The 19,892-nt window shown below is 43.9% G+C and carries 18 protein-coding genes; 13 read left to right on the top strand and 5 right to left on the bottom strand.

From position 1 onward, the window contains the following. Positions 1–60 precede the first annotated feature (60 nt). The 3 genes from PPIS_RS01735 to PPIS_RS01725 all read left to right on the top strand — a co-directional run bounded on the left by PPIS_RS01735 (position 61) and on the right by PPIS_RS01725 (position 3,689). Positions 61–1,299, top strand: coding sequence for an NAD(P)/FAD-dependent oxidoreductase (locus PPIS_RS01735; protein WP_010369433.1), 1,239 nt, complete (start codon positions 61–63; stop codon positions 1,297–1,299). 191 nt (positions 1,300–1,490) lie between these two features. Then, positions 1,491–2,543 (top strand): hypothetical protein, encoded by a 1,053-nt coding sequence (locus tag PPIS_RS01730; RefSeq protein WP_010369437.1) that lies wholly within the window; start codon positions 1,491–1,493, stop codon positions 2,541–2,543. A 75-nt stretch (positions 2,544–2,618) separates the two neighbouring features. Then, positions 2,619–3,689, top strand: a complete 1,071-nt coding sequence (locus PPIS_RS01725) for a hypothetical protein (RefSeq protein ID WP_010369440.1) — start codon at positions 2,619–2,621, stop codon at positions 3,687–3,689. 75 nt (positions 3,690–3,764) lie between these two features. Here PPIS_RS01725 and PPIS_RS01720 read toward each other — a convergent pair whose 3' ends face one another. Together PPIS_RS01720 and PPIS_RS01715 are read right to left on the bottom strand one after the other, a co-directional pair. Then, positions 3,765–5,000, bottom strand: a complete 1,236-nt coding sequence (locus tag PPIS_RS01720; RefSeq protein ID WP_010369441.1) for an MDR family MFS transporter — start codon at positions 4,998–5,000, stop codon at positions 3,765–3,767. Positions 5,001–5,169: 169 nt separating this feature from the next. Beyond that, positions 5,170–5,685 (bottom strand): acyloxyacyl hydrolase, encoded by a 516-nt coding sequence (locus PPIS_RS01715; protein WP_010369444.1) that lies wholly within the window; start codon positions 5,683–5,685, stop codon positions 5,170–5,172. Positions 5,686–5,865: 180 nt separating this feature from the next. On the opposite strand from PPIS_RS01715, the gene PPIS_RS01710 reads away from it, so the two are divergent. The 9 genes from PPIS_RS01710 (at position 5,866) to PPIS_RS01670 (ending at position 15,834) form a co-directional block, all read left to right on the top strand. After that, positions 5,866–6,165 (top strand): type 2 periplasmic-binding domain-containing protein, encoded by a 300-nt coding sequence (locus PPIS_RS01710; protein ID WP_010369447.1) that lies wholly within the window; start codon positions 5,866–5,868, stop codon positions 6,163–6,165. A gap of 165 nt (positions 6,166–6,330) precedes the next feature. After that, positions 6,331–6,612, top strand: a complete 282-nt coding sequence (locus tag PPIS_RS01705) for a hypothetical protein (protein ID WP_010369450.1) — start codon at positions 6,331–6,333, stop codon at positions 6,610–6,612. Positions 6,613–6,705: 93 nt separating this feature from the next. Beyond that, positions 6,706–9,045: an alpha-glucosidase gene (ygjK, locus tag PPIS_RS01700; RefSeq protein WP_010369453.1), complete on the top strand. Its 2,340-nt coding sequence runs from the start codon at positions 6,706–6,708 to the stop codon at positions 9,043–9,045. Between the two features lie 78 nt (positions 9,046–9,123). Further along, a complete protein-coding gene (locus tag PPIS_RS01695; protein WP_019647281.1) occupies positions 9,124–10,326 on the top strand; it encodes an iron-containing alcohol dehydrogenase in 1,203 nt (400 codons plus the stop codon). A gap of 209 nt (positions 10,327–10,535) precedes the next feature. Beyond that, positions 10,536–11,006 carry a sigma-70 family RNA polymerase sigma factor gene (locus PPIS_RS01690; RefSeq protein WP_010369459.1) on the top strand — a complete coding sequence of 157 codons (471 nt, stop codon included), beginning with the start codon at positions 10,536–10,538 and terminating at the stop codon, positions 11,004–11,006. Between the two features lie 10 nt (positions 11,007–11,016). Then, positions 11,017–11,982 (top strand): FecR family protein, encoded by a 966-nt coding sequence (locus tag PPIS_RS01685; RefSeq protein ID WP_010369462.1) that lies wholly within the window; start codon positions 11,017–11,019, stop codon positions 11,980–11,982. Positions 11,983–12,066: 84 nt separating this feature from the next. Next, positions 12,067–14,790: a TonB-dependent receptor gene (locus PPIS_RS01680; RefSeq protein WP_010369465.1), complete on the top strand. Its 2,724-nt coding sequence runs from the start codon at positions 12,067–12,069 to the stop codon at positions 14,788–14,790. Positions 14,791–14,857: 67 nt separating this feature from the next. Continuing rightward, positions 14,858–15,448: a biliverdin-producing heme oxygenase gene (locus PPIS_RS01675; RefSeq protein WP_010369468.1), complete on the top strand. Its 591-nt coding sequence runs from the start codon at positions 14,858–14,860 to the stop codon at positions 15,446–15,448. Beyond that, positions 15,445–15,834, top strand: coding sequence for a YbaN family protein (locus tag PPIS_RS01670; RefSeq protein ID WP_010369471.1), 390 nt, complete (start codon positions 15,445–15,447; stop codon positions 15,832–15,834). Before PPIS_RS01675 ends, PPIS_RS01670 begins: the two co-directional genes overlap by 4 nt. Before the next feature lie 234 nt (positions 15,835–16,068). Here the strand turns inward: PPIS_RS01670 and PPIS_RS01665 are convergent, their stop codons facing one another. Next, the gene (locus PPIS_RS01665; protein ID WP_010369474.1) at positions 16,069–16,500 is read right to left on the bottom strand and encodes an antitoxin Xre/MbcA/ParS toxin-binding domain-containing protein; all 432 of its coding nucleotides are present in this window, start codon (positions 16,498–16,500) and stop codon (positions 16,069–16,071) included. Positions 16,501–16,711: 211 nt separating this feature from the next. Then, positions 16,712–18,736 (bottom strand): methyl-accepting chemotaxis protein, encoded by a 2,025-nt coding sequence (locus tag PPIS_RS01660; RefSeq protein WP_010369477.1) that lies wholly within the window; start codon positions 18,734–18,736, stop codon positions 16,712–16,714. 198 nt (positions 18,737–18,934) lie between these two features. Between PPIS_RS01660 and PPIS_RS01655 the strand changes: the two genes are divergently transcribed. Continuing rightward, complete coding sequence (locus tag PPIS_RS01655; RefSeq protein WP_010369480.1) at positions 18,935–19,387, top strand: HugZ family pyridoxamine 5'-phosphate oxidase; 453 nt, start codon at positions 18,935–18,937, stop codon at positions 19,385–19,387. On the opposite strand, the gene PPIS_RS01650 is transcribed toward PPIS_RS01655, so the two are convergent. Beyond that, complete coding sequence (locus PPIS_RS01650) at positions 19,384–19,800, bottom strand: GNAT family N-acetyltransferase (protein ID WP_223229711.1); 417 nt, start codon at positions 19,798–19,800, stop codon at positions 19,384–19,386. The genes PPIS_RS01655 and PPIS_RS01650 overlap by 4 nt on opposite strands. Positions 19,801–19,892: the final 92 nt, after the last annotated feature.

The following is a 19,892-nucleotide window of genomic DNA, read 5'->3' as shown; positions in this document are numbered from 1 at the left end:
TCACTCTAGGATTAATTAATTGCCACATTTTCTCACAATATATGATTAAGGAATTACAAAATGGCTAAGGAAAATGTAGATGTACTTATTATCGGCGCTGGACCTGCTGGGACAATGACCGCTGCAAAGCTAATTCAAGCAGGATTAACCGTGAAGATCGTTGAACGTAGCCACTTTCCGCGCTATGTCATCGGTGAAAGTCTTCTACCACAAAGTATGCAGCATTTGGAAGATGCTGGATTTATGGATGCGTTAGTCGCACGCAATTACCAAAAGAAAATCGGTGCTAATTTTAAACAAGATGACTTCCAAGAGTTTTTCGATTTCTCTAAAAATTACACCGATGGCTGGACATGGACATGGCAAGTTCCAAGAGATGACTTTGACAATGTACTGGCTGAAGAAGTGCAAAAAATGGGTGCCCCTATCGAATTTGGCACTTCCGTAGTCGATGCCAACATGGATCTAGAAGAGCCTATCATTAAGGTCGTCAATGAGGCCGGTGATGTGCAGGAAATTCAAGCCAAATTCGTTGTTGATTCAAGCGGCTATGGCCGAGTACTCGCAAACCTGCTTGATTTAAATGAACCTTCATCAGCGCCAACTCGCGCAACTTTGTTTGCGCAATTTAAACCTGCTGATGGCATAGAGACTGGGGCTGAAAACAATAAAGTAACGATTCTGGTTCACGAAGAAGATGTATGGGTTTGGCTAATACCTTTCTCTGACGGTCATGTTTCAGTCGGTTTTGTTGGTAACCCTGAGTATTTAGAAAGTGCAGAGGGCGATGCTAAAACGCGCTTTTTAACCTACCTTGCTCGCGATCAACATGCATCAGCAATGTTGGACGGATTGGCGCTGTGTATGGAGCCAAAGGAGATCAAAGGCTACTCAAAAGGTATTAAACAACTGTTCGGCAAAAACTTTGTGTTAACCGGTAACGCCAGTGAATTCATTGACCCCGTATTTTCAGCTGGCGTTATGTTTGCGATTGAATCAGGCGCGCGCGCCGCTGATCTCATAGTCGCTCAGTTAAATGGCGAGGAAGCAGATTGGCAGCAAGATTATGAGGCGCATATGCTTAAAGGTATTGCTGTCATGCGCACCTACATTGAAGGCTGGTACGACGGACGTTTGCGCCGCCTATTTTTCTCAGACAACAAGCCTGAAAAAATTAAGAGCCAAATCACTTCTGTGCTTGCGGGCTATGTATGGGATGAGACTAACCCATTTGTAAACCGCAGCGAGAAAACCCTGAACCTGCTATCTGAACTCCATAACAACCCTGAAATGGCGTGATTTTAGCTTTTTAGACCGGCGTGGGAATAGTTTCTCACGCCACATAATATACTAACAAAGATGCGTTTCAGTAGTAGTGAAAGTAGTTGTGTGATGCCTATAGTTTCCCGAGCTGACGATTAAACAAAGTGGGGAATTTTGTTGTAGGCCGACCATAGATGTGGCACTTGGCGCTTTAAAGGACTTAGACAATGAAAACTAACTTTGTATACACTGCTGCACTTTCAGCGTTATTAACAGGCGCTGCACTTGCAACTCCCGCGCAGGCCGCTGAATATAAAACAATTCTAATTCATGGCTTTCAAGCGGACCAACTTAACCGCCCTAACAGTACCAACGTCGAGCTTGAGGGTGAAGAATACTGGTCATCTTTTTGGATAAACCACGCTGATGAACGTATTGATTGGCCTTCTTATGAACGCCTACAAGGCAAAATCGCAACAGATTATATTTGGCCAAAGCTAAAAGCATTTGCAGAAAATGGCACTTGTAATCCAGGCTGTGTCTTTGTTACCCACTCAACGGGTGATTTGGTTGCGCGCTATATCTTAGATAACCAAGCAACTTGGCTTGAAAATGCGGGCCTTCAACCACTTAATATCGTTGCTACTTTTGACCTTGCAGGTGCGGGTGGCGGAAGCGAACTCGCAGACACTGCTATCAACGCTGCGACTTCTGGTGGCGTAGTAGGTGAACTAACTCGCCAAGCGGTTGAGGCATGGCTTGGCAGCATGCCTGAAGAATTTGGTATCATGTGGGATTTAAAAGTGAATAACGCGCGACAAGTTGCTCAGTACCCTAGTGACAACGCACCTCGCCTACGTTTCGTCGCTGATGCCAGCGACTACTACGGCCTCACTTCAGGTTTCTTACCAGGTAATGATGATGGTGTTGTATCAACACACTCTTCTTGTGGTGCATCGACAAAAGGCGACTTTGGTAGTTGTAGTACAAACGTTGCTATCAACGGTCAGTTAGCCTCTCAAGATGATGCAGTGACTAGCTTTATGCCATACCACTACCCACTACTAATGAGCGCGGAATATAGCCACGGTAACCTGCCAGATGCTGGATACCAAGGCAAAGTAACAGCGGCCCGTACTCAGTTTAACGCGGGTTATAAAACGATTAGCTACAACACCTATGAAGAAACAACGGGTAGCTGGTTTTGGAAAAAGACTTACCGTTATGTTAGCGAGTCTAACTCACAAAGTTTTTCACAGTTAATACTAAACTCACTGTAACTTAACGGTTATTCTGCTAATTTCTATACCCAAGGAACTGCTCCATGCAGTTCCTTATATTAACCGAGTATTGCTATGAAAAAGTTTTTGTTGATTAGTGTCATTCTTATTGTGATCTGTATCACTGCAGGCTATTTTGCCTTGCAGCGCGAAGCTCTGCCCTCGCCTGAGTTAGCAGCCCCCCCACAAGTCACCACACCTATTTTGACACCAACAACAACGCCACCCGCCACCCCTAAAACTGCGATAACACAAAAACAATCATTGGTTGAATCACTACCACTGGCACAAGCTGCGCAATCAGCTGCGGCACATTATGAGTATAGTATTTCGCTACCTCCTTACTCACAGCCCCTTGGCAAAGGTGATTTTGATAGGCTCCATCCAAATCATTTCTATGCCGTCGAAATGCCAATTGAAGAAAACAACGAACAGGTGTCTTTATCGCTGAATCAATATCGCTTTGTGCACCCCGCTACTATCGAGATAAGTTTATCTGGTAGTCAATTTTCTAATGCAACTGCAACGATACTTGATCCTACATCACAGCAAACCTTATCCACCACCCGCCTCAAAGAGTCTGATGGTATTTGGCTTGGTGCGGTCGATGGCGAGACAACATGGCCTCAAGAGCTGAATGTCGTTGTGCGTGCCAAGCCAAGCTCGGCTAAGGCCGTGGCATTAACGGCAAGTATTCGCTATTACCAACCCAGCGCCACACTGCTCGCCATTGCTAAACCTTACCCCGAGCAAGCAGACTTGATAATTCCATTGCAACTTGAAGTAAAGCAAAGTGGTACTTATCGTATCCGTGCAAATCTATTTACTCGCGATGGCACACCAATCAGTCATTTGGTTGAAAAACAAAAGTTAAGTGAAGGGAAACAGGTATTCAACTTAAAAGCACATCAGTCGGTGCTTGCTCCTTTTTCAGCTAAATCCGGCCCATCCCAGTTCACGTTAAAAACATTTGTGATTGAGAGAATGTCGCCAATGCCCGGAGAGCTTGCGCAGTTTGGTGATAGCAAAATAACCGAATACCACATCACTGATTTCTACTTTGACGCACTGGAGAAGCGCCCATATAAGCCCTCGGCTGCCGAGCGTCAACGTCTAGGTTACTTGCAAAAAATGGCAGGTAAGTAAAGTAACTAACCTTTGATTCGGATAATTAGCATAAAAACAAACGGTGACCTTTTTTAGGTCACCGAGTTAGCTAAGCTATATCGCTTCAGCCGTCGTCTTAGGCTTCAGCTCAGCAATGCGATAAAACCCAAGTGCGGTGATAGATACTAAGGTCATGATGATAAACAGCATCATACCGGAGTAAAAATCTAATATAAGTCCGCCTAAAATAGGCGCTAATGCATACCCTAATGAACACAAGCCAGCAGCACCAAAATAGCTAGCTTTCAGGTTATCTGGTGCCAACCTGTCAATATAGACATTGATGTTAGTAAACATAATTGCTTCGCTCAGACTCAACACCATCATGGCTGCAATCCATCCCCAGATATTTTGCACATCATTCAAGACCATCATGACTTGTGAAATGATCAATATCACGCCACCCGCATAGAGCCTATTTTCAATACGCCAATTACGCATCAGATGTAGTAATGGAAACTGACAAACGATGATCACGCTAGAATTTGCGATGATTAAGCTAGAAATTAGCCAAGCCAGATCGGGGACCTCTGCACGCGTCAAATACTGCACTAGGCTAGAGTCACATTGCGCATAAACCAAATACACTAAAGTTGTAGCGATGAGCACAATTAAAAAGACTTTATCTTTTCGTAAGATCCCTAGCCACTTTGCAAACTTCGGCACTGACTGAGCGGCAGACTGCAAAGCGACAGTCTGCGCTTCACTCAGTTTAGGTCTAAAGTAAAGCAGCGCGAGCAACAAACCAATATACGAAATGCCAGTATAGATAAAACTAAACTGCTCACCATTAAGCCCTGCCCATAGCCCGTACAATGGTCCTAAAGCCGCTCCCACATTCACGAGAAAATAGAGTAAATGCAGTGCAAGCTCTCTGTCTTTTGCGTCGGCAAGTTCTTCAGTAAGTAACGCTTTACTAGGCGCATCCCAAAGCGTCCTAGGTAGACAAGCTAAAAACACTGAAGTTGCAAACAACCACAACGACTCAGCCACAGCCAACAGTGAAAAAGAAATCACACCAACAAACACTGCCGTGTAGAGCATTTTGGTGCGACCAAAGCGATCAGCGAGATTCCCCGTATAAAACCCCAAAAATACGGCAAAAGTCGCTGACACCGTCAGCAATAAACCGACCTCTGTTGCACTCAGTCCATAATTTTCGTAAAGAATAACAGCCAAAAAAGGCCATACCATGTAGTAACTAGCGCGAACGAAAAAGTTACCAACAAGCATTACCCAAACTAAAGGTGTAAAGTGCTTTAACCGCTCAATTGCAGAGCTATTCTCCATTGATGTTCCTTGATTATTATTGATTTACGCAGAACCCTAATTCCTAAACCTTAGTTTAGGTCAAGCGCTTAACTACATTCTATTATCTTGGATACTGGAATTTTATGAAGAAAAAATTTCATCCTTGAAATCACAAAGGGAGATAAAACTAACTCAATGAAGTTAAGCGTTAAAACTGCTTAACGTAGAACACATTTAAAAAATCAAGACCGGGGTTATGGTCGCTCAAACCTGCATTAGAATAATGCAGATATCGGATCCCAACTTTAGTACTGGGATTCAAATTGACACTAAGTCCAATGCGGTCTTCAAACTGATAGTGAACACCAATGTCTTTGCCCGCAAATCGAGTATCACTGACGTAGGTCATGCCAATCCCAAACTCAAAATTTACCGGCTTTCCAGCAAACTCGGTCAGTGGAACACTAAGCACTGGTGACAGTGCAATAGCAAACGTCGTGTCTGAGCGTTTTGGTTTGCCGTATTCCCAATAGTTGGTACTCAACTCAAAATAAACATAGGCACCTTCGCCAAAACCATAATCCGCTAAACTATAATGCAAGGGACGATACCCAAGCCGCAGTCCTTTTACATCCCCCTCTCCCATCACATAATCAACTGCAACTTCACTAGCATGTGAGTAAGTAGACACAAACAACATAAGCAAGAACAAAACTAAGCGCATAACGACTCCTCTACAACAAGGGCAATTTTACGCCGTTATTTAATTCTTAAAAGACACCAAAAAACCATATAATAATTGCCAATAAAGCACCAACATGGAATTTTAATGGGTACATTAATTTAACCAAAACCAATAACAAATTATGAGTTATACTGTTAAAAACGATCTTGAGAATGTGGTATGCAGTATATAATTGGGAGCGTTATAGGGATATTTAGTGTATTTAGTGCCTTAGCCGCAGCACCGACAAAAGTAGATATCTATACCGAGCATTTTCCTCCGTACCAGATAGAGCAAAAGAACGGCACCATTACTGGGCTTGCCACTGATATCGTACGCCTCATTATGTGGGAAGCAGAGCTAAGCTATCAAATTTATATGTTGCCTTGGACTCGCGCAAAAGCCTTCTCCAAAAAATCCCCTTATTCATTGCTCTACTCGATCGCCAGAACGGAGCAACGTGAAGAAAACCATGTCTGAATTGCGCCACTTTGTGAGCTAAAGGTCGCATTTTATAAGCGTGCTGATATCGCCGATCAGCAAGAGTGGGAAATATGGAAAATCAAACAACATGTTGTCGCTGTTGCGGCTGATCAACTTTCCGAAAACTATTTAAAAGCACAAGGCTTTGTCGCCGATAAGAACATGCTATCAGTGACTAGTTTGAGTCGTGCAGGTGAGTTGCTTGAAAGAGGCAGAATTGACTTTATTTTTGGTGCCGAAAATTTTGTAGATAGAATGGCCGCTAGAATGGGTTTAGTGGAGCAATGGGACAAAGTGCTAGAAGTCCCAGAGTTAAGTAAAACCCTTTATTTAACTGCCAACCCCAGCGCCCCTCCAGAATATATAAATCGGCTACGTGCCGCCGCTGAACGAGTGCAGATGCAACGAAAAAAGGTTGACGTCGGCTGCCCCATCGACGAGTAATTCATCGTTTGCTACTGAACTTTGTAAGTCGCTGTGATAGCATTTTTAAATTGTATACTTTATTCAAAAATAAAAATGAAAGTACTCACAGGAATGGTATTACTCGTGCTCTTTGTAGCATGCGAAACGTACGCGAGCCCAAAAATCATCAACGCGGTTTCACGCTTTGGTCACCCTCAGGTAATGAAGCCCGCAGACAAGTTTGGCCATAGTCCCTATTCACCACTTTTTGATAACGGCGCATGGCATGGTCACTTACTTCCTGATAGCGCTGCGGAATATGGTGGTTTCACGGGTAACGCGATTATCACCGAAGAGTATTTAACGTATTTATTTGAACGTATTGAGCGTCTACAAATTTTTCATGGTGAGACCAAATTGCAATTTGATGCAGCGCAGTACAGCCTGCCCGGAGAGCTGGTGCAAACGCTTAAACATGAGCTCGCGACGGTGACGATCCGCTTACGCTTTGTAAGTGAGCGTGTTTCTCTTATTCAAACCACTATTCATACAAAGCAACGACTGACTTTAAAATTAGATGGCAAATTACTCCACCAGCTTAATGAACAACAAACACTGGACCAACAATACCCTAAGCTCGCACCAACCATGATTGCCAGCAAAAGTGGGATCAGTACCACTTTTGGTCGTGTTCGCGATCCGTGGGCGCTTTTGACCTCTGGTAGCAACGAGTACTCAATCACCCGCACAATCCCTTTCAAAAATGAGGTGAAAAAAAACCGTTATTATAGCGAGGCGCAAACCTCAGGTGATCTACAGTTTTATACCGCGATCAGTTATGTCCACAATCAACAAGAACGCATACGAACAGCAAAAATCGTTGCCAAAATTCTCTCATCCCCAGTTACGTATTGGCAACGCTCTAAAGCTCGCTGGGCAGGCTATTTAGCACGCTACCAAACCTTACCACGAGATAAACAAACATTGGCGATAAAAGCTGTTGAAACCCTCATTGGTAACTGGCGAGCACCTGCAGGGGCAATCGCGTTTGATACCGTATCGCCTTCGGTCACTGCTCGCTGGTTTTCCGGCAATTTAACTTGGCCTTGGGATAGTTGGAAACAAGCATCAGCACTGAGACTATTTGCACCAAATTTAGCCAAGGCTAACATTGATGCCGTGTTTTCCTATCAAATAGCCGCTAACGATCCTGTGAGACCCCAAGATAAAGGCTTATTACCCGATTTAATTGGTTATAACCTGCCACCAGAACGCGGTGGCGATGGCGGTAATTGGAGCGAACGGAATTCAAAACCCTCGCTGGCCGCTTGGGCGGTGTTGAATACCTACCATGCCAGCAAAGACAAAGCTTGGCTTGCACAAATTTACCCTAAACTTGTCGCCTATCGCGATTGGTGGCTGCGCAACCGTGATCACAACCAAAATGGTATTCCTGAATTTGGTGCAACCATAGATAAACACCATAATAACCAAGCGGGTGAATTATTATTCTATCTACATGAAGGAAAGCAAAAGCATGCCCGCTTTGGGCTAAAAGCCTATCGCGATGCGCAAACACAAGGTAAACAGATAAGTATTCCCGCACAGACCGCAGCGTCATGGGAGTCTGGAAGAGACGATGCTGCTAACTTTGGTTTTATCTCACCACAGCAGCTTGAGATCTATGTGAAACAAGGTGGCGATGCTAAAGACTGGCAAGTCGAATTTGCTAGCAATATGGACGCCCAAGACCATCTGCTTGGCTACTCTTTGATGCAAGAATCGGTTGACGGGGCCAGTTATTTTTATTCTGACACCAAAAACTTGAGTACCATCGCCAATATCTTAGCAAAACTACAAGAAGCCAACACCTTTTCAGCACAAGCAAAGCAAATCGCCGATTATATTAACCGCTGCATGTTCGACGATAACAGCGGATACTACTACGACATTCGCATTGCCCCATCACCGCTTGAAAATGGCTGTGCAGGGAAACCAATCATTGAGCGTGGTCGCGGCCCGGAGGGTTGGGCTCCACTCTTTAATCAAGTAGCAACAGCGTATCATGCTAAACGCGTCTCTGAGGTAATGCTCAGCCCCGGTGAATTCAACACCTATATTCCTCTAGGCTCTGCATCCCAGACCAATCCTGCATTTGGCGCAAACATCTATTGGCGTGGTCGTGTCTGGCTTGACCAATTGTATTTTGGCTTGATGGGGCTAAGTTATTATGGCTATGAAACTGAAGCGAACACTTTGCTTCAGCGATTTATGCAAAATGCGGATGGTCTGCTGCAAAACGCGCCTATTCGCGAAAACTACAATCCACTCACCGGCGAGCAGCAAGGTGCACCGAACTTTTCATGGAGCGCGGCCCATATTTTGCTCATGATAGAAGCATTTGAGATGGACAAACCCAAAACACCAATTAAAGAAGAAAAGCTAGTTTCGCAGCAAATCACTACAAATTAGCCGAAAATTTGCTAGCAATTCAGTGATGATCCGTCTATATTTTTTAAATGATACAAAAACAAAATTAGACGGATCGCAATGAGTTGGTTTTACCGTATTTACCACTTTGCCCTAAAGTGCATTGTTATTTTTATCGGGATCCCGAACCCCAAATTACATCAGGGAAAAACGGGGTTGTTAGACGCCATTGAGGCGCTGGGGTTAAAAAGTGGAGATAACGTCTTAGTCGTGACCGATCAAGTGCTGCTCAAACTCAACTTGCATCAGGTTGTGGAAAACACACTACGTGAGTCAGAGTTTGTCACGCATTATTACGCAGATGTTTTACCCAACCCAACCATAGCAAACGTCGAAGACGGTCTAAAGGTCTACCAACAGCATCAATGTAAAGCAATTATCGCGCTTGGCGGCGGCTCGGTACTCGACACGGGCAAACTGATCGGTGCTCGGGCTGTCAAGCCAAACAAACCGGTGACTAAACTCAAAGGGTTATTTAAAGTCTTAAAACGCCTACCGCCGAATATCGCGATCCCAACAACAGCAGGAACCGGCTCGGAAACCACTGTTGCCGCCGTCGTTAACGATCCTAGTAATCACGCCAAATATGCCGCGACTGATTTTTGTTTAGTGCCACACCATGCCGTGTTATTACCAGAATTAACCACTAGTATGCCCGCACATATCACCGCGACTACGGCAATTGATGCACTAACCCACGCCATTGAAGCACTACTGAGCATTAACTGTCTTAAGTTTAGCCGCGGCCGTGCTCTTGAAGCTTGTAGAGCCATCTTTGAATATTTACCCAAAGCACAACAAGACCCACAAAATCTTGAAGCAAGGGCGCAACTACTACTCGCTTCCCATTACGCAGGACAAGCTTTTACCAGAACCTCTGTCGGCTACGTGCATGCAATTTCACACCAATTGAGCGCTCAATATGGTACGCCGCACGGGCTTGCCAATGCGGTGTTACTCATGCCCGTGCTAACCTGGTATGGTGAGCGCATTAATCAGCAACTCGCGCTCATCGCCAGATACTGTGGATTAACCTCGTTAGACTATCCCGTCGAGCGCCAAGCAGATGATCTTTTAGAGCACATTAAGCGCTTACTGCTTGATTTACATATCCAAACCACGCTCACCGAAGTACTCCCTGATGATGCAGCACTACTCGCAGAGCTGGCGCTAAAAGAAGCACATCCGGATTATCCGGTGCCCCATTTTATGGATCCCAGTGCCTGCCAGCGCATTATCAAAGGTATCGCTCCTACGCCTTAATAAGCACTTCGTTTAGTGTTTGGATCCAAAGAAATTTAAAATAAAACTAATTTTTTTCATAATCTTACAACCAACTTTTAAGCAAAAGCACTAAAAACATAAAATATATTAGCGAACAATTCAAAGCCAACAAACGCAAATAAAAACAATTCTCAACAATCATTTTTAATGCTAGTATGCGCGACTTTTGAAAAGCAAACTGGTGTATTTTGGAACGTTATTACTCAGAAGTATTAAGTTATATCGCTCGTTCAGTGGGGTGCAAAGACAAAGCTCAAAATATAGTCCAAGAGGCGTATACCCGAATACTAAGTTATAAAACCAGCAATCCAAAACGGGATAACACGCAAGAGCGCGCACTGTTTTTTAAAGCCGCGAAAAACATTGTGATTGATCAGTATCGCAAAAATCAAACCGTTGCTGAGCCCGACGACTTCGAATTAGTCGCGCCAAGTTATTATGAGCCCGAGGCTAAGCTTGCAAGTCAACAACAACTGGCATTACTTAATCGAAGTATCGACTCCTTACCTCTAAAAACCAAGCAAGCATTTGTGCTCTATAAATTTAAAAACTTAAGCCAGCCACAAATAGCAGAGCAAATGGGGATATCTGTCAGCATGGTCGAAAAACACTTGGCAACTGCCATGCTTGCTTGCCGTAACGCATTACAAAAACAATAAGAGAATCGCAATGGACCGTCATAATGTATCAATACAACAGCAAGTAAACCACTGGCTGGAACTCGAAAGGCAAGGGCTCAGTAAAGCGCAGCAGCAAGCGCTCAATCGTTGGCTTGGTGAGAACCGTGCGCACCAAACAGCCTATCAAGAAAGTAAACAGGTTGAGCGACTGTTATCGCAATTTTCAGAGCAAGACATTGCACAATTAGAGAATCCAGTTACACACTCTAAACTTAAATCAAAGACAACTCAGCGGTACTTCGCCATTGCTGCATGCTTTGCACTTTTTGCGTTGAGTTTCGTTGGTTATCAAACGTGGTTCTTTCAAGTAAACAAAGACACCTTTCACGCCAGCTATCAGTCACCTCGAGGCGAATTACGCACAATCTCACTGCCCGATAACTCTCTACTGACCTTAGATGCCAAAACTTCCCTCGCTATTGATTTTGATGGCAATCGGCGCAGTAATAAGCTACTCAGTGGACGCGTATTGTTTGACGTTGCCAGTGACAAAAGCCGACCATTTGTGATCAGTGCCGGCAGCACAAAGATTACCGTATTAGGCACCCGCTTTTCCGTGGATAAAAAAGCCAATAGCATTCGCATTGTGGTGGACCATGGTCGTGTAAACGTGCAAAGCCAACATCAGCAAATAGAACTGAGAAAAGGTCAAATGGCGGTTGTGGATAGTGACGGCATTACTAAGACTGAGTTTGATCCAAACCTCAATCTCGTCGATGCATTTAAGCAAGGGCGACTCGTGTTCGACAATGCGCCACTCAGTGAAGTATTTGAGGAATTTAAACGACATCATGCGATAAGTTACACCTTAACCGCTCAATCAACTGAGCAATTGGTAATTTCGGGTACTTTTTTAGCATCAGAGCTCGAAAGCTTTTTAAACTTATTACCACACGCCCTGCCAGTAGAAGTTAAAAATACTAATAATCATGTGGTTATAGTTAATTCTCGATGACAAGATAAAAATATTCAGATTTTTATTGAGGAGTTCTCATTCTCATTCGTTTTCATCTTAGGTAATTTATTTGGACGCATCATAATGAGAACTCGCACTGCTTTAAACACAAGACTCACTCCCTTAGCATTTGCACTCGGGCTTAGCCTGAGCCTGCCTGCAACCGCGCAGAGTCAAGTTGCTATATATCAATTTAATCTTGCGCAGCAACCTATTAGCCATACCTTAACGCAGGTAGCTGAGGCTGCGAGTATGAATCTAATTGCCGATGCGAAACTATTAAATGGCCTGCAAGCCCCAGCACTCAAAGGGGAGGTAAGTTTAACCGAGGCACTAGAGCGTACATTGAAAGGTAGTCCGCTAATGGCGAGTATTATCGACAATAACATCGTTATTAAAGCGGCGATTAGCGAGTTAACGCCAGCAAAAGGCCAATCCAATAACACTCAGGCTAAGCACAAGCAAACACCAAATCCGCAAGATAATATTGAAGTCATCACTGTCAAAGGCGATAAACTCAATCTTAATCGTGAACAGATTGCTCGAACCAAAGGTTTATCTAACTCGGATATTTTCTCAACGTTTTCAGGTATAGAGGCAAACAATATTCGAAACGAAGCTGGTGCGCTTGATATCGGTATTCGTGGAGTCCAAGGCGAAGGACGAGTACCAATTTTCATCGATGGCAGTTTGCAATCAACGCACACAAACCGCGGCTATATGGGCTCGTCGGATAGAACCTATATCGATTCAAACCTGATAAGCTCGGTCAATGTTGAAAAAGGCGCATCGGCCAAAGCATCACCATTTGGCTCTGGCGCAATCGGCGGAACAGTCAATATCCGCACCTTAGGCACGCAAGATATTCTCCAAGACGGTAAGCGTTATGGCGCTTTGGTTAAGGTTAATACGCATAACAACAATAGAACACCTGAAGTACCGGAAAGCTTTGGCCTGCAAAGTTATTACGAGGTAAGCAACCACAATGACACGCTCGATTTTGCAGGCGGTGGATTTACGCTAGCAACCGCCTACCAACAGGATAACTTACAAGCGGTGCTTGCTTACAGTAAGAAAAAGGTCGGTAACTACTTTGCCGGAAAAAATGGCTTTAACGATTTCGTTGAGTCTAAAGAGTACATTCGCTGGGTGCCTTCAACCGAGCATGGAAAACAGTATGATGAAGTCACAGAAGTCATTCTGATCCCACCACCCGTTAACCAAAATGGCGAAGTCGTCAATACAAGCTTTGAAAGCGACTCATATCTTGCCAAACTAACTTATGCATTTACGGACGAACAATCATTAGAGGTGAACACACGTTACCATAAACAAGAAGCAGGAGAAATGCTGGCCACCTACTGGTACAAACAAAGAGCCGGCGACACCAAGTTTTGGAAGGTGATCGATGAGCATGGCCAAGAGCAATGGATGTCCGAAGAAATTCCTGAAGGCGTAGAAACTATGCCGCAGTGGGCTCCGGGCTCTGCTCTGGTCAATAGTACTAGCGCACTATACCGCTTTTTACCAAGTAATAACTCATTAGTCGACCTCAGTGTTAACGTTTGGCGTACCAGCGCGAGGTTACAACAGTACAATGCCCTTGGCAGTAACCTAGGTGAAAATGCAGGGCAATACTTCCACCGTTTTAACAACAAACGCCACGGGGTAAGTGTATTTAATACCTCCGCATTATCGCTTGCAAATACGCCTGTGACATTGACATACGGGCTATCTTGGCAGGCTGAAGAGTTGTCGCCTCATAGAGACTGGAAAAACAACTTTAAGCGCCCATGGCACTCTGATGATTTCAAATTAAAGTCAACTTCACGACACGGTAAGCAAACAAAACGAGCGTTATTTGCAAATGCCAATATCGATCTTGCACCAGTAGAGCTTGCACTGAACGTAAACCTTCACGACTCGGTGAATGAGGACTATCAAACAGGAGAAAAGCTTACATTTGATGCTAAAGCCGATGTGACCGTACAAGCAAATTATCAACTGTTTGATAATACTGCCATTAAAGCCAAATATAGCAACGCATATCGTATGCCAAACCTGTACGAAACAACGGTTTCTAATGAGGTGTTTTCTTACTCCAGTGATTACCCGATCACCCCCGAAAAAACGAAATCGTATGATATTGGTTTTGAGAGTGATTTTAGCAACTTACTCAATCACGGGGATAAGCTAATTATCTCGGCGGAGTACTTCTACACTAATATTGAAAGTATGTTGGCTACGGGCTTCTTACCTAAACCCGATGCACCTTCATGGGATCAAAAGTTCACTTTTACCAACTATGATAAGTTTGAACTGCCTGGCACGGAATTTGGTCTTCATTACCAAAGCGACTTATTTTACAGCAGGCTATCTTACACAAAGTACACCGACGTCAAAATGTGCTCGCGCTTAATGGCTGAAGCTGTAGGTGTCGATACTTGTAATTCCACTGGCTTCGCGGGGAGTTTAACACCGCTTCGTGTGCCGCCTGAAAAAAGCTATATCGCAACGCTTGGTATGACACTCTTTAACGACACAGTTGATACGGGTTTTACTTACAAAAAGCACTCTGAGAAACATCATCCAGGTGGCTTTTTGGCAGGGACTGGGGTAACTGCACTTGAGTATATTCCAGCAGGCTATCAGCTCGACTTTTACCTTGATTATATCTTTAGCGACAGCATCAAAGGCAACCTAGCGATCACCAACTTGACCGATCAGTATAAGGTTTCAACCGGCTCAATCGTTGCGATGCCTGAACCTGGCCAAACCATTTCGATTGGCTTAGAACTCAAACTTTAATCAATACTTAGGCGCTGTAATTTTGCTTAAAGACAGCGCTATATTTTTACATCACCTTGGAGCATCAATGACTACCGTTACCTCTGCACCTTCTCGAGCGCAAAACTTAAAACATGCAACTGCAGATACCCACGACAATGTAGACAAATCTATTATGGCGCAAGACCCATTCGCCAATACACAAAGCTATCTCGATTTCTTACGACTACAGTTTTATTTTTTAAAAGATGTGAGCGCCCTATATGAACATCCAGAGTTGTTAGCGCTTATTCCTGATTTGGCCGCGCGTCGCCGCTTAGGTTTGCTTGAACAAGACTTTATCGACCTTGAAACCACCATCCCTGATCCCTATTTAAGGCCAGAAGTAAGCAGCAATACCGATGTCGCTTCGGCACTCGGCTGGCTATATGTAGTCGAGGGCTCAAAGGTAGGTGCAGCCATGCTGGGTAAACAAGTTGGGGCCAAGCTCAATTTTGATGCGCAGCACGGCGCTCGATATCTAGCAGGTCCAGGAGCTGGTCGCGGCAGCGCTTGGCGAGAGCTTGTGCAAATCATAGACTCAATTGAACTAAGCGAACAGCAAGAACAGGCGCTAATTGAAGGTGCTCGCCAGGCGTTCACCCGTTTCCAAGCATTCCAGGCACACGTTTATTCATGATGTTTAAAGCCGCCTTAGCCAACTATAAAAAAATAGCCCTACTGCTATGCGGATACCTATTTGTAGCCCTCGGTGTTATTGGTATTGTTTTGCCCGTCATGCCAACCACTGTATTTTTTATTCTGGCTTTGGCGTGCTTTTCAAAAGCTTCTCCTAAGCTGGCTTTGTGGCTGCTAAATCACCCAAGGTTCGGCGCTTCATTAACGCAATGGAAGCAATATAAGGTTATTCCACTTAAGGCCAAAATCATGGCAACACTGGGCATGGCTGCAAGTTATGCTTTACTTATTTTGCTCTCCCCAGCGGCTTGGCTGGCCTGCGTAGTTGGCAGTATAAAGATCGCAGTGATGTCTTATATTTATTCCAGACCATCAAAGCGTTACTAAGTAACCTGTGCTTCGGATAATTAATGCCTTTCTAGCAACCAGTTTTAGCGCTAACTGCGTTAAAAACTTCTTATCTAGAGTAACTAAATAGCAAAGTTTCCACCTTGCCTACATGGATGCAGATACCTTGGCGATTGCAGGACGCGTTAAAGGGTGTTATCGACAAGGTTTTCTCGCCTCAAAATAGATTATTAAATTCAGCGAATTGGCACTATTTGCAAGCCAAGTTTTACTCTATATTACGCCGTGTTCTAGACGCTTAATTAAACTTGAAACCTGCGCAACACCTTCATTGTTCACAAATAGGCTAAGCGGTTTTCTTCCGTTAAGCCATATCGCTGGATTATTCACAAAGAAGATAACAGAATCCCAATCTCCTTCGAAAAGCGTCAAAGCTTCATCAAGCACCATTATCATCTTATAAAAACGCTGGCTCTGTGAGCGAGAAAACTTATTATTCTGCGCGATTTCTATCAAACTTGATGGTGATATACCCATCGCCTTCGCTAAATCAAACTTATCAAGCTTTAGCGATAAGGCAAGATCGGTAAAAATGGAGAACGGAATACTGTCTTCCAGACGTTTGTTGGGATTCACTTCGCTCGTTAAGCCAATCTCATTTAATATTGTTTGGAAACTATTTGTTGCTGGACTACGATGCTGCATATACACCCCAAATCAAATAATGCGGATGAATATAACAGAAATATTAACAAGCACAACCCATTCTTTAACCAATATTATGCAATAGAACAAACTAAATTACACTTCCGATAATACTAAGATTGTTATTCCAAAGTTTCAATAGCGCATACTATCCATATGTCTTTTAAGAATAAGCAACATGACTAAATATAAAGTTAATTTAGAGAACGCCTCACAATTTAAATCGCTCCACGAGAGTGGCTAGGCGATGCGAGAAGCTACTGAGCGACTCGCTGCCTTTCGCCAAGCTTTGCATCGCCTGAGCATTATCGTTTGCGGTACTTTGCGCATCTAGCATCACCTGCTCAATTTGCTGACAATCCGTCGCTTGGTGATCAGCTGCTTGGCTCACTTCTTCACTTAACTGCGTAACCTGTAAAATAGCGTTGGCAATTTCATCCATGGCACTGGCTAGTGCCTCACTTTGTTTAACACATGAGGCAACATCACGCTGGCCGGAATTGATGGCCTCAGAGGCGGTATGTGTATCTTGTCTCAGTGCTGCGATCATTTGGTTAATTTCGTTGGTCGACTCTTGTGTCCTAGACGCAAGCGTTCTAACCTCATCGGCAACTACAGCAAACCCTCTTCCCTGCTCACCAGCTCGAGCCGCCTCTATTGCTGCGTTTAACGCCAACAGATTGGTTTGCTCAGCGATAGATACAATGGTATCCAAGATACTACCGATGTTCTCGCTATGCGTGGTCAACTTGGTCATGCTCTCTACCGCTTCACTCATGCGTGTGCTGAGCGATAGAATATGTTGTTTGTTGTCTTGCGTGTATTTACTGACCTCGGTTTTATGCTGGTTAGCGGTATGGATGCTCGCGAGGCTTTCTGACGAGCGCTCGGAAACCGCCAAAGCGCTAGCTGAAATACTTTGCGCTAAGCGATTGGCATTATCCATGCGGCGCATTTGCTCGGTCGCATTATTGGCTATTTGTTTACTTTCGCTTAATGATGATTCCGATAGTCCTTCTAACTCATGAACTTGGTTATTGATTGACTCTAGCAAAGCACGAAGATTGTCTTTAACCTGATTGATATTATCAATTAACTGACCAAATTCATCATCACTGCGCTTACTCATTTGTTTCGAAAAGTCTCCAGCAGCAAGGTATTTGAGCATTTTATTCACCGCAGCCAACGGCCCAAGCATTGCCCGGCTGGTTGAAACCGAGATAAACGCACCTAAAGCAATAAAGACAATTACCAATAAAATGGCGGTATTTTGCGCTCGCTCGATAAGGGTTTCAGCATTATTTTGAGAACGATTAAACGCCGCATTAGCGCTTTGCTGCATTTTCTCAAGCTCAGTTAAAATGGCAAACGCATGCTGCTCTGACTGCTTGTATAACATCGCCGCTTGTTGCTGCTGACGCAGTTTCTCTTGTACCGCAACATAAAGATGACCAGGCTCACCCAGCTTTTCTCTGAGCTTAGTCATACCCTCACTAAACTGATTTAACAAATCATCTGCATCCATGCCATAGGCTTGGCGCTTCAAAAACGTTAAGTTATTTTCAATATTATCTAACAAGAACAGCATGCCTTGCTGATGTTGCTCTACTTGCTCGAGGGTTAATCCGCTGATCCGCTGACTGTTGTTTTCCAAGGTAAACAACATGTCGTCAATACGAACGCCGGTGCCGACCATTTCTTCCAACTGCCGTGTTTTGTCTGTCTCGATTAACTCAAGATCCAGCATGGCATTGCTGGCCTGTTCTTTATCCTGTTTCAGTGCTTGATATTGTGATTGGATCCGTTGCTGCGCTTGTACAACATCAGCCTTGGCCTGCAACATTTGTTCTGCGGCACGACTGAGCTGCTCACCCAGCGCCAGAGTTTGCTTTAATGGTGTGACAAATTCAGGCATGGCTTGCGTCAATGACGTTAAGTGTTGCTGACGCTCAACATACAGTTGCTGCTGTGTGGTAAATTGCTGTCGAGCCCGATTAATATCTTGCTCGCTTTCGAGGGTATAAGCTTGGGAAATCAATTTGCTGAGCTTAAGCTGCTCAAGTTGCAAGGCGTCAGCACTGCGCTGAATAGGCAAAGTGACTTGCCCCATATTTTGATTAGCAGACTTTATTTGCGCCAATGCTAAATAGGCAAGCACGCACGCAAGTAACAGCAGCACGCCTAATGCACTAAAGCCTAAAGTAATTTTTTGTTTTATTGTTAGTTTACTTAGCATAATGTCATTGCTCTATTTTGAGTAAACAAACTATGTTACAAACGAGATAAAAAACCAAGTAAATACTCTAAAAATTACCAACATACCTTTTAAAAAGGTAGCTTCAAATTTGCGGTTTTGCTTACTTAGTTTTTGATTTTATTTTTAGTTTTAACGATCATAACAGTTAGAAGATGTATTATTTAAGAGCATAACAAGATGAGAGAAACCGCAATCAACGAAGCAAAGGCCTTATGCCAAAGCCATAGGAGCGCATTTTTATCTACCTTCTCTAACAATCAAAAAGGCTTTCCTTTTTCTTCTATCGCTCAGTATGTTTTTCTTGAAGATAATCACTTTTACTTCTTTATTAGTGATATCGCCCAGCACACCAAGAATTTAGCCAAACACCCAGCACTTTCGTTTATGGTGCTTGGTGATGGCGCGGTTGAAGATGTTGAAAATCCGCGAGTTACTATTCTTGGGCATGCACACAAACTACCAAGAGTGGATAGCGAAAACCTGATTGCACAATTCGTAATAAAGCACGAAAAAGCTCAGCAATATGCCATGCTCGGTGATTTTCACCTATGGCGAATTGAAGTGGCTAGGGTTCGATATGTAGGCGGTTTTGGCCGTGCATTTTGGCTAGAAAAGCAGGAGTGGTACTAAACTGCAAAAGCGTGTTCATACTCGCTTTCTCGTCCATGCGGTTGCGATTGATTGGTCATGTCAGCCAAGGTTTTGCGCCAGAAACCGCACGAACTTTCAATCTTATCTTGCATACGCACTTTCCAACGGCCTTTGTATACCGACCAAATGTGTGCCATAAACTCAGTGGCGTAACGCTTTCTGCGCTCGGCAGGAGTAATATAAAGCGCACTGACTTCAAACTCTCGGCGGTTTGAAATACCAATTACGGTAAAGCCAACCAGCTTACCATCTGCATAAAAGAGATAGGCGATATTGGTTGCGCTACACAGTTCAAACGAGCCCACTTGCTTTTGATAATGACTCGCTTCTAGCAAATGTGTAAAAGTCTGCTCACTGTATTTATCAACTCGAATTAACTCTAGTTCAACCACTTTTTTAATCTCCCGCTTGGTGTACGGTTGATCATGCTTAAAGTTTGTGGGCGAATTGTGAAGTTTAAAAAAAACACCAATAAAGTATTGTA

The sequence above is a fragment of the Pseudoalteromonas piscicida genome (assembly GCF_000238315.3).
Lineage (GTDB): Bacteria > Pseudomonadota > Gammaproteobacteria > Enterobacterales > Alteromonadaceae > Pseudoalteromonas > Pseudoalteromonas piscicida.
Note: the sequence above shows the minus strand (reverse complement) of the source record. Positions and strands in the feature narration are given on the sequence as shown.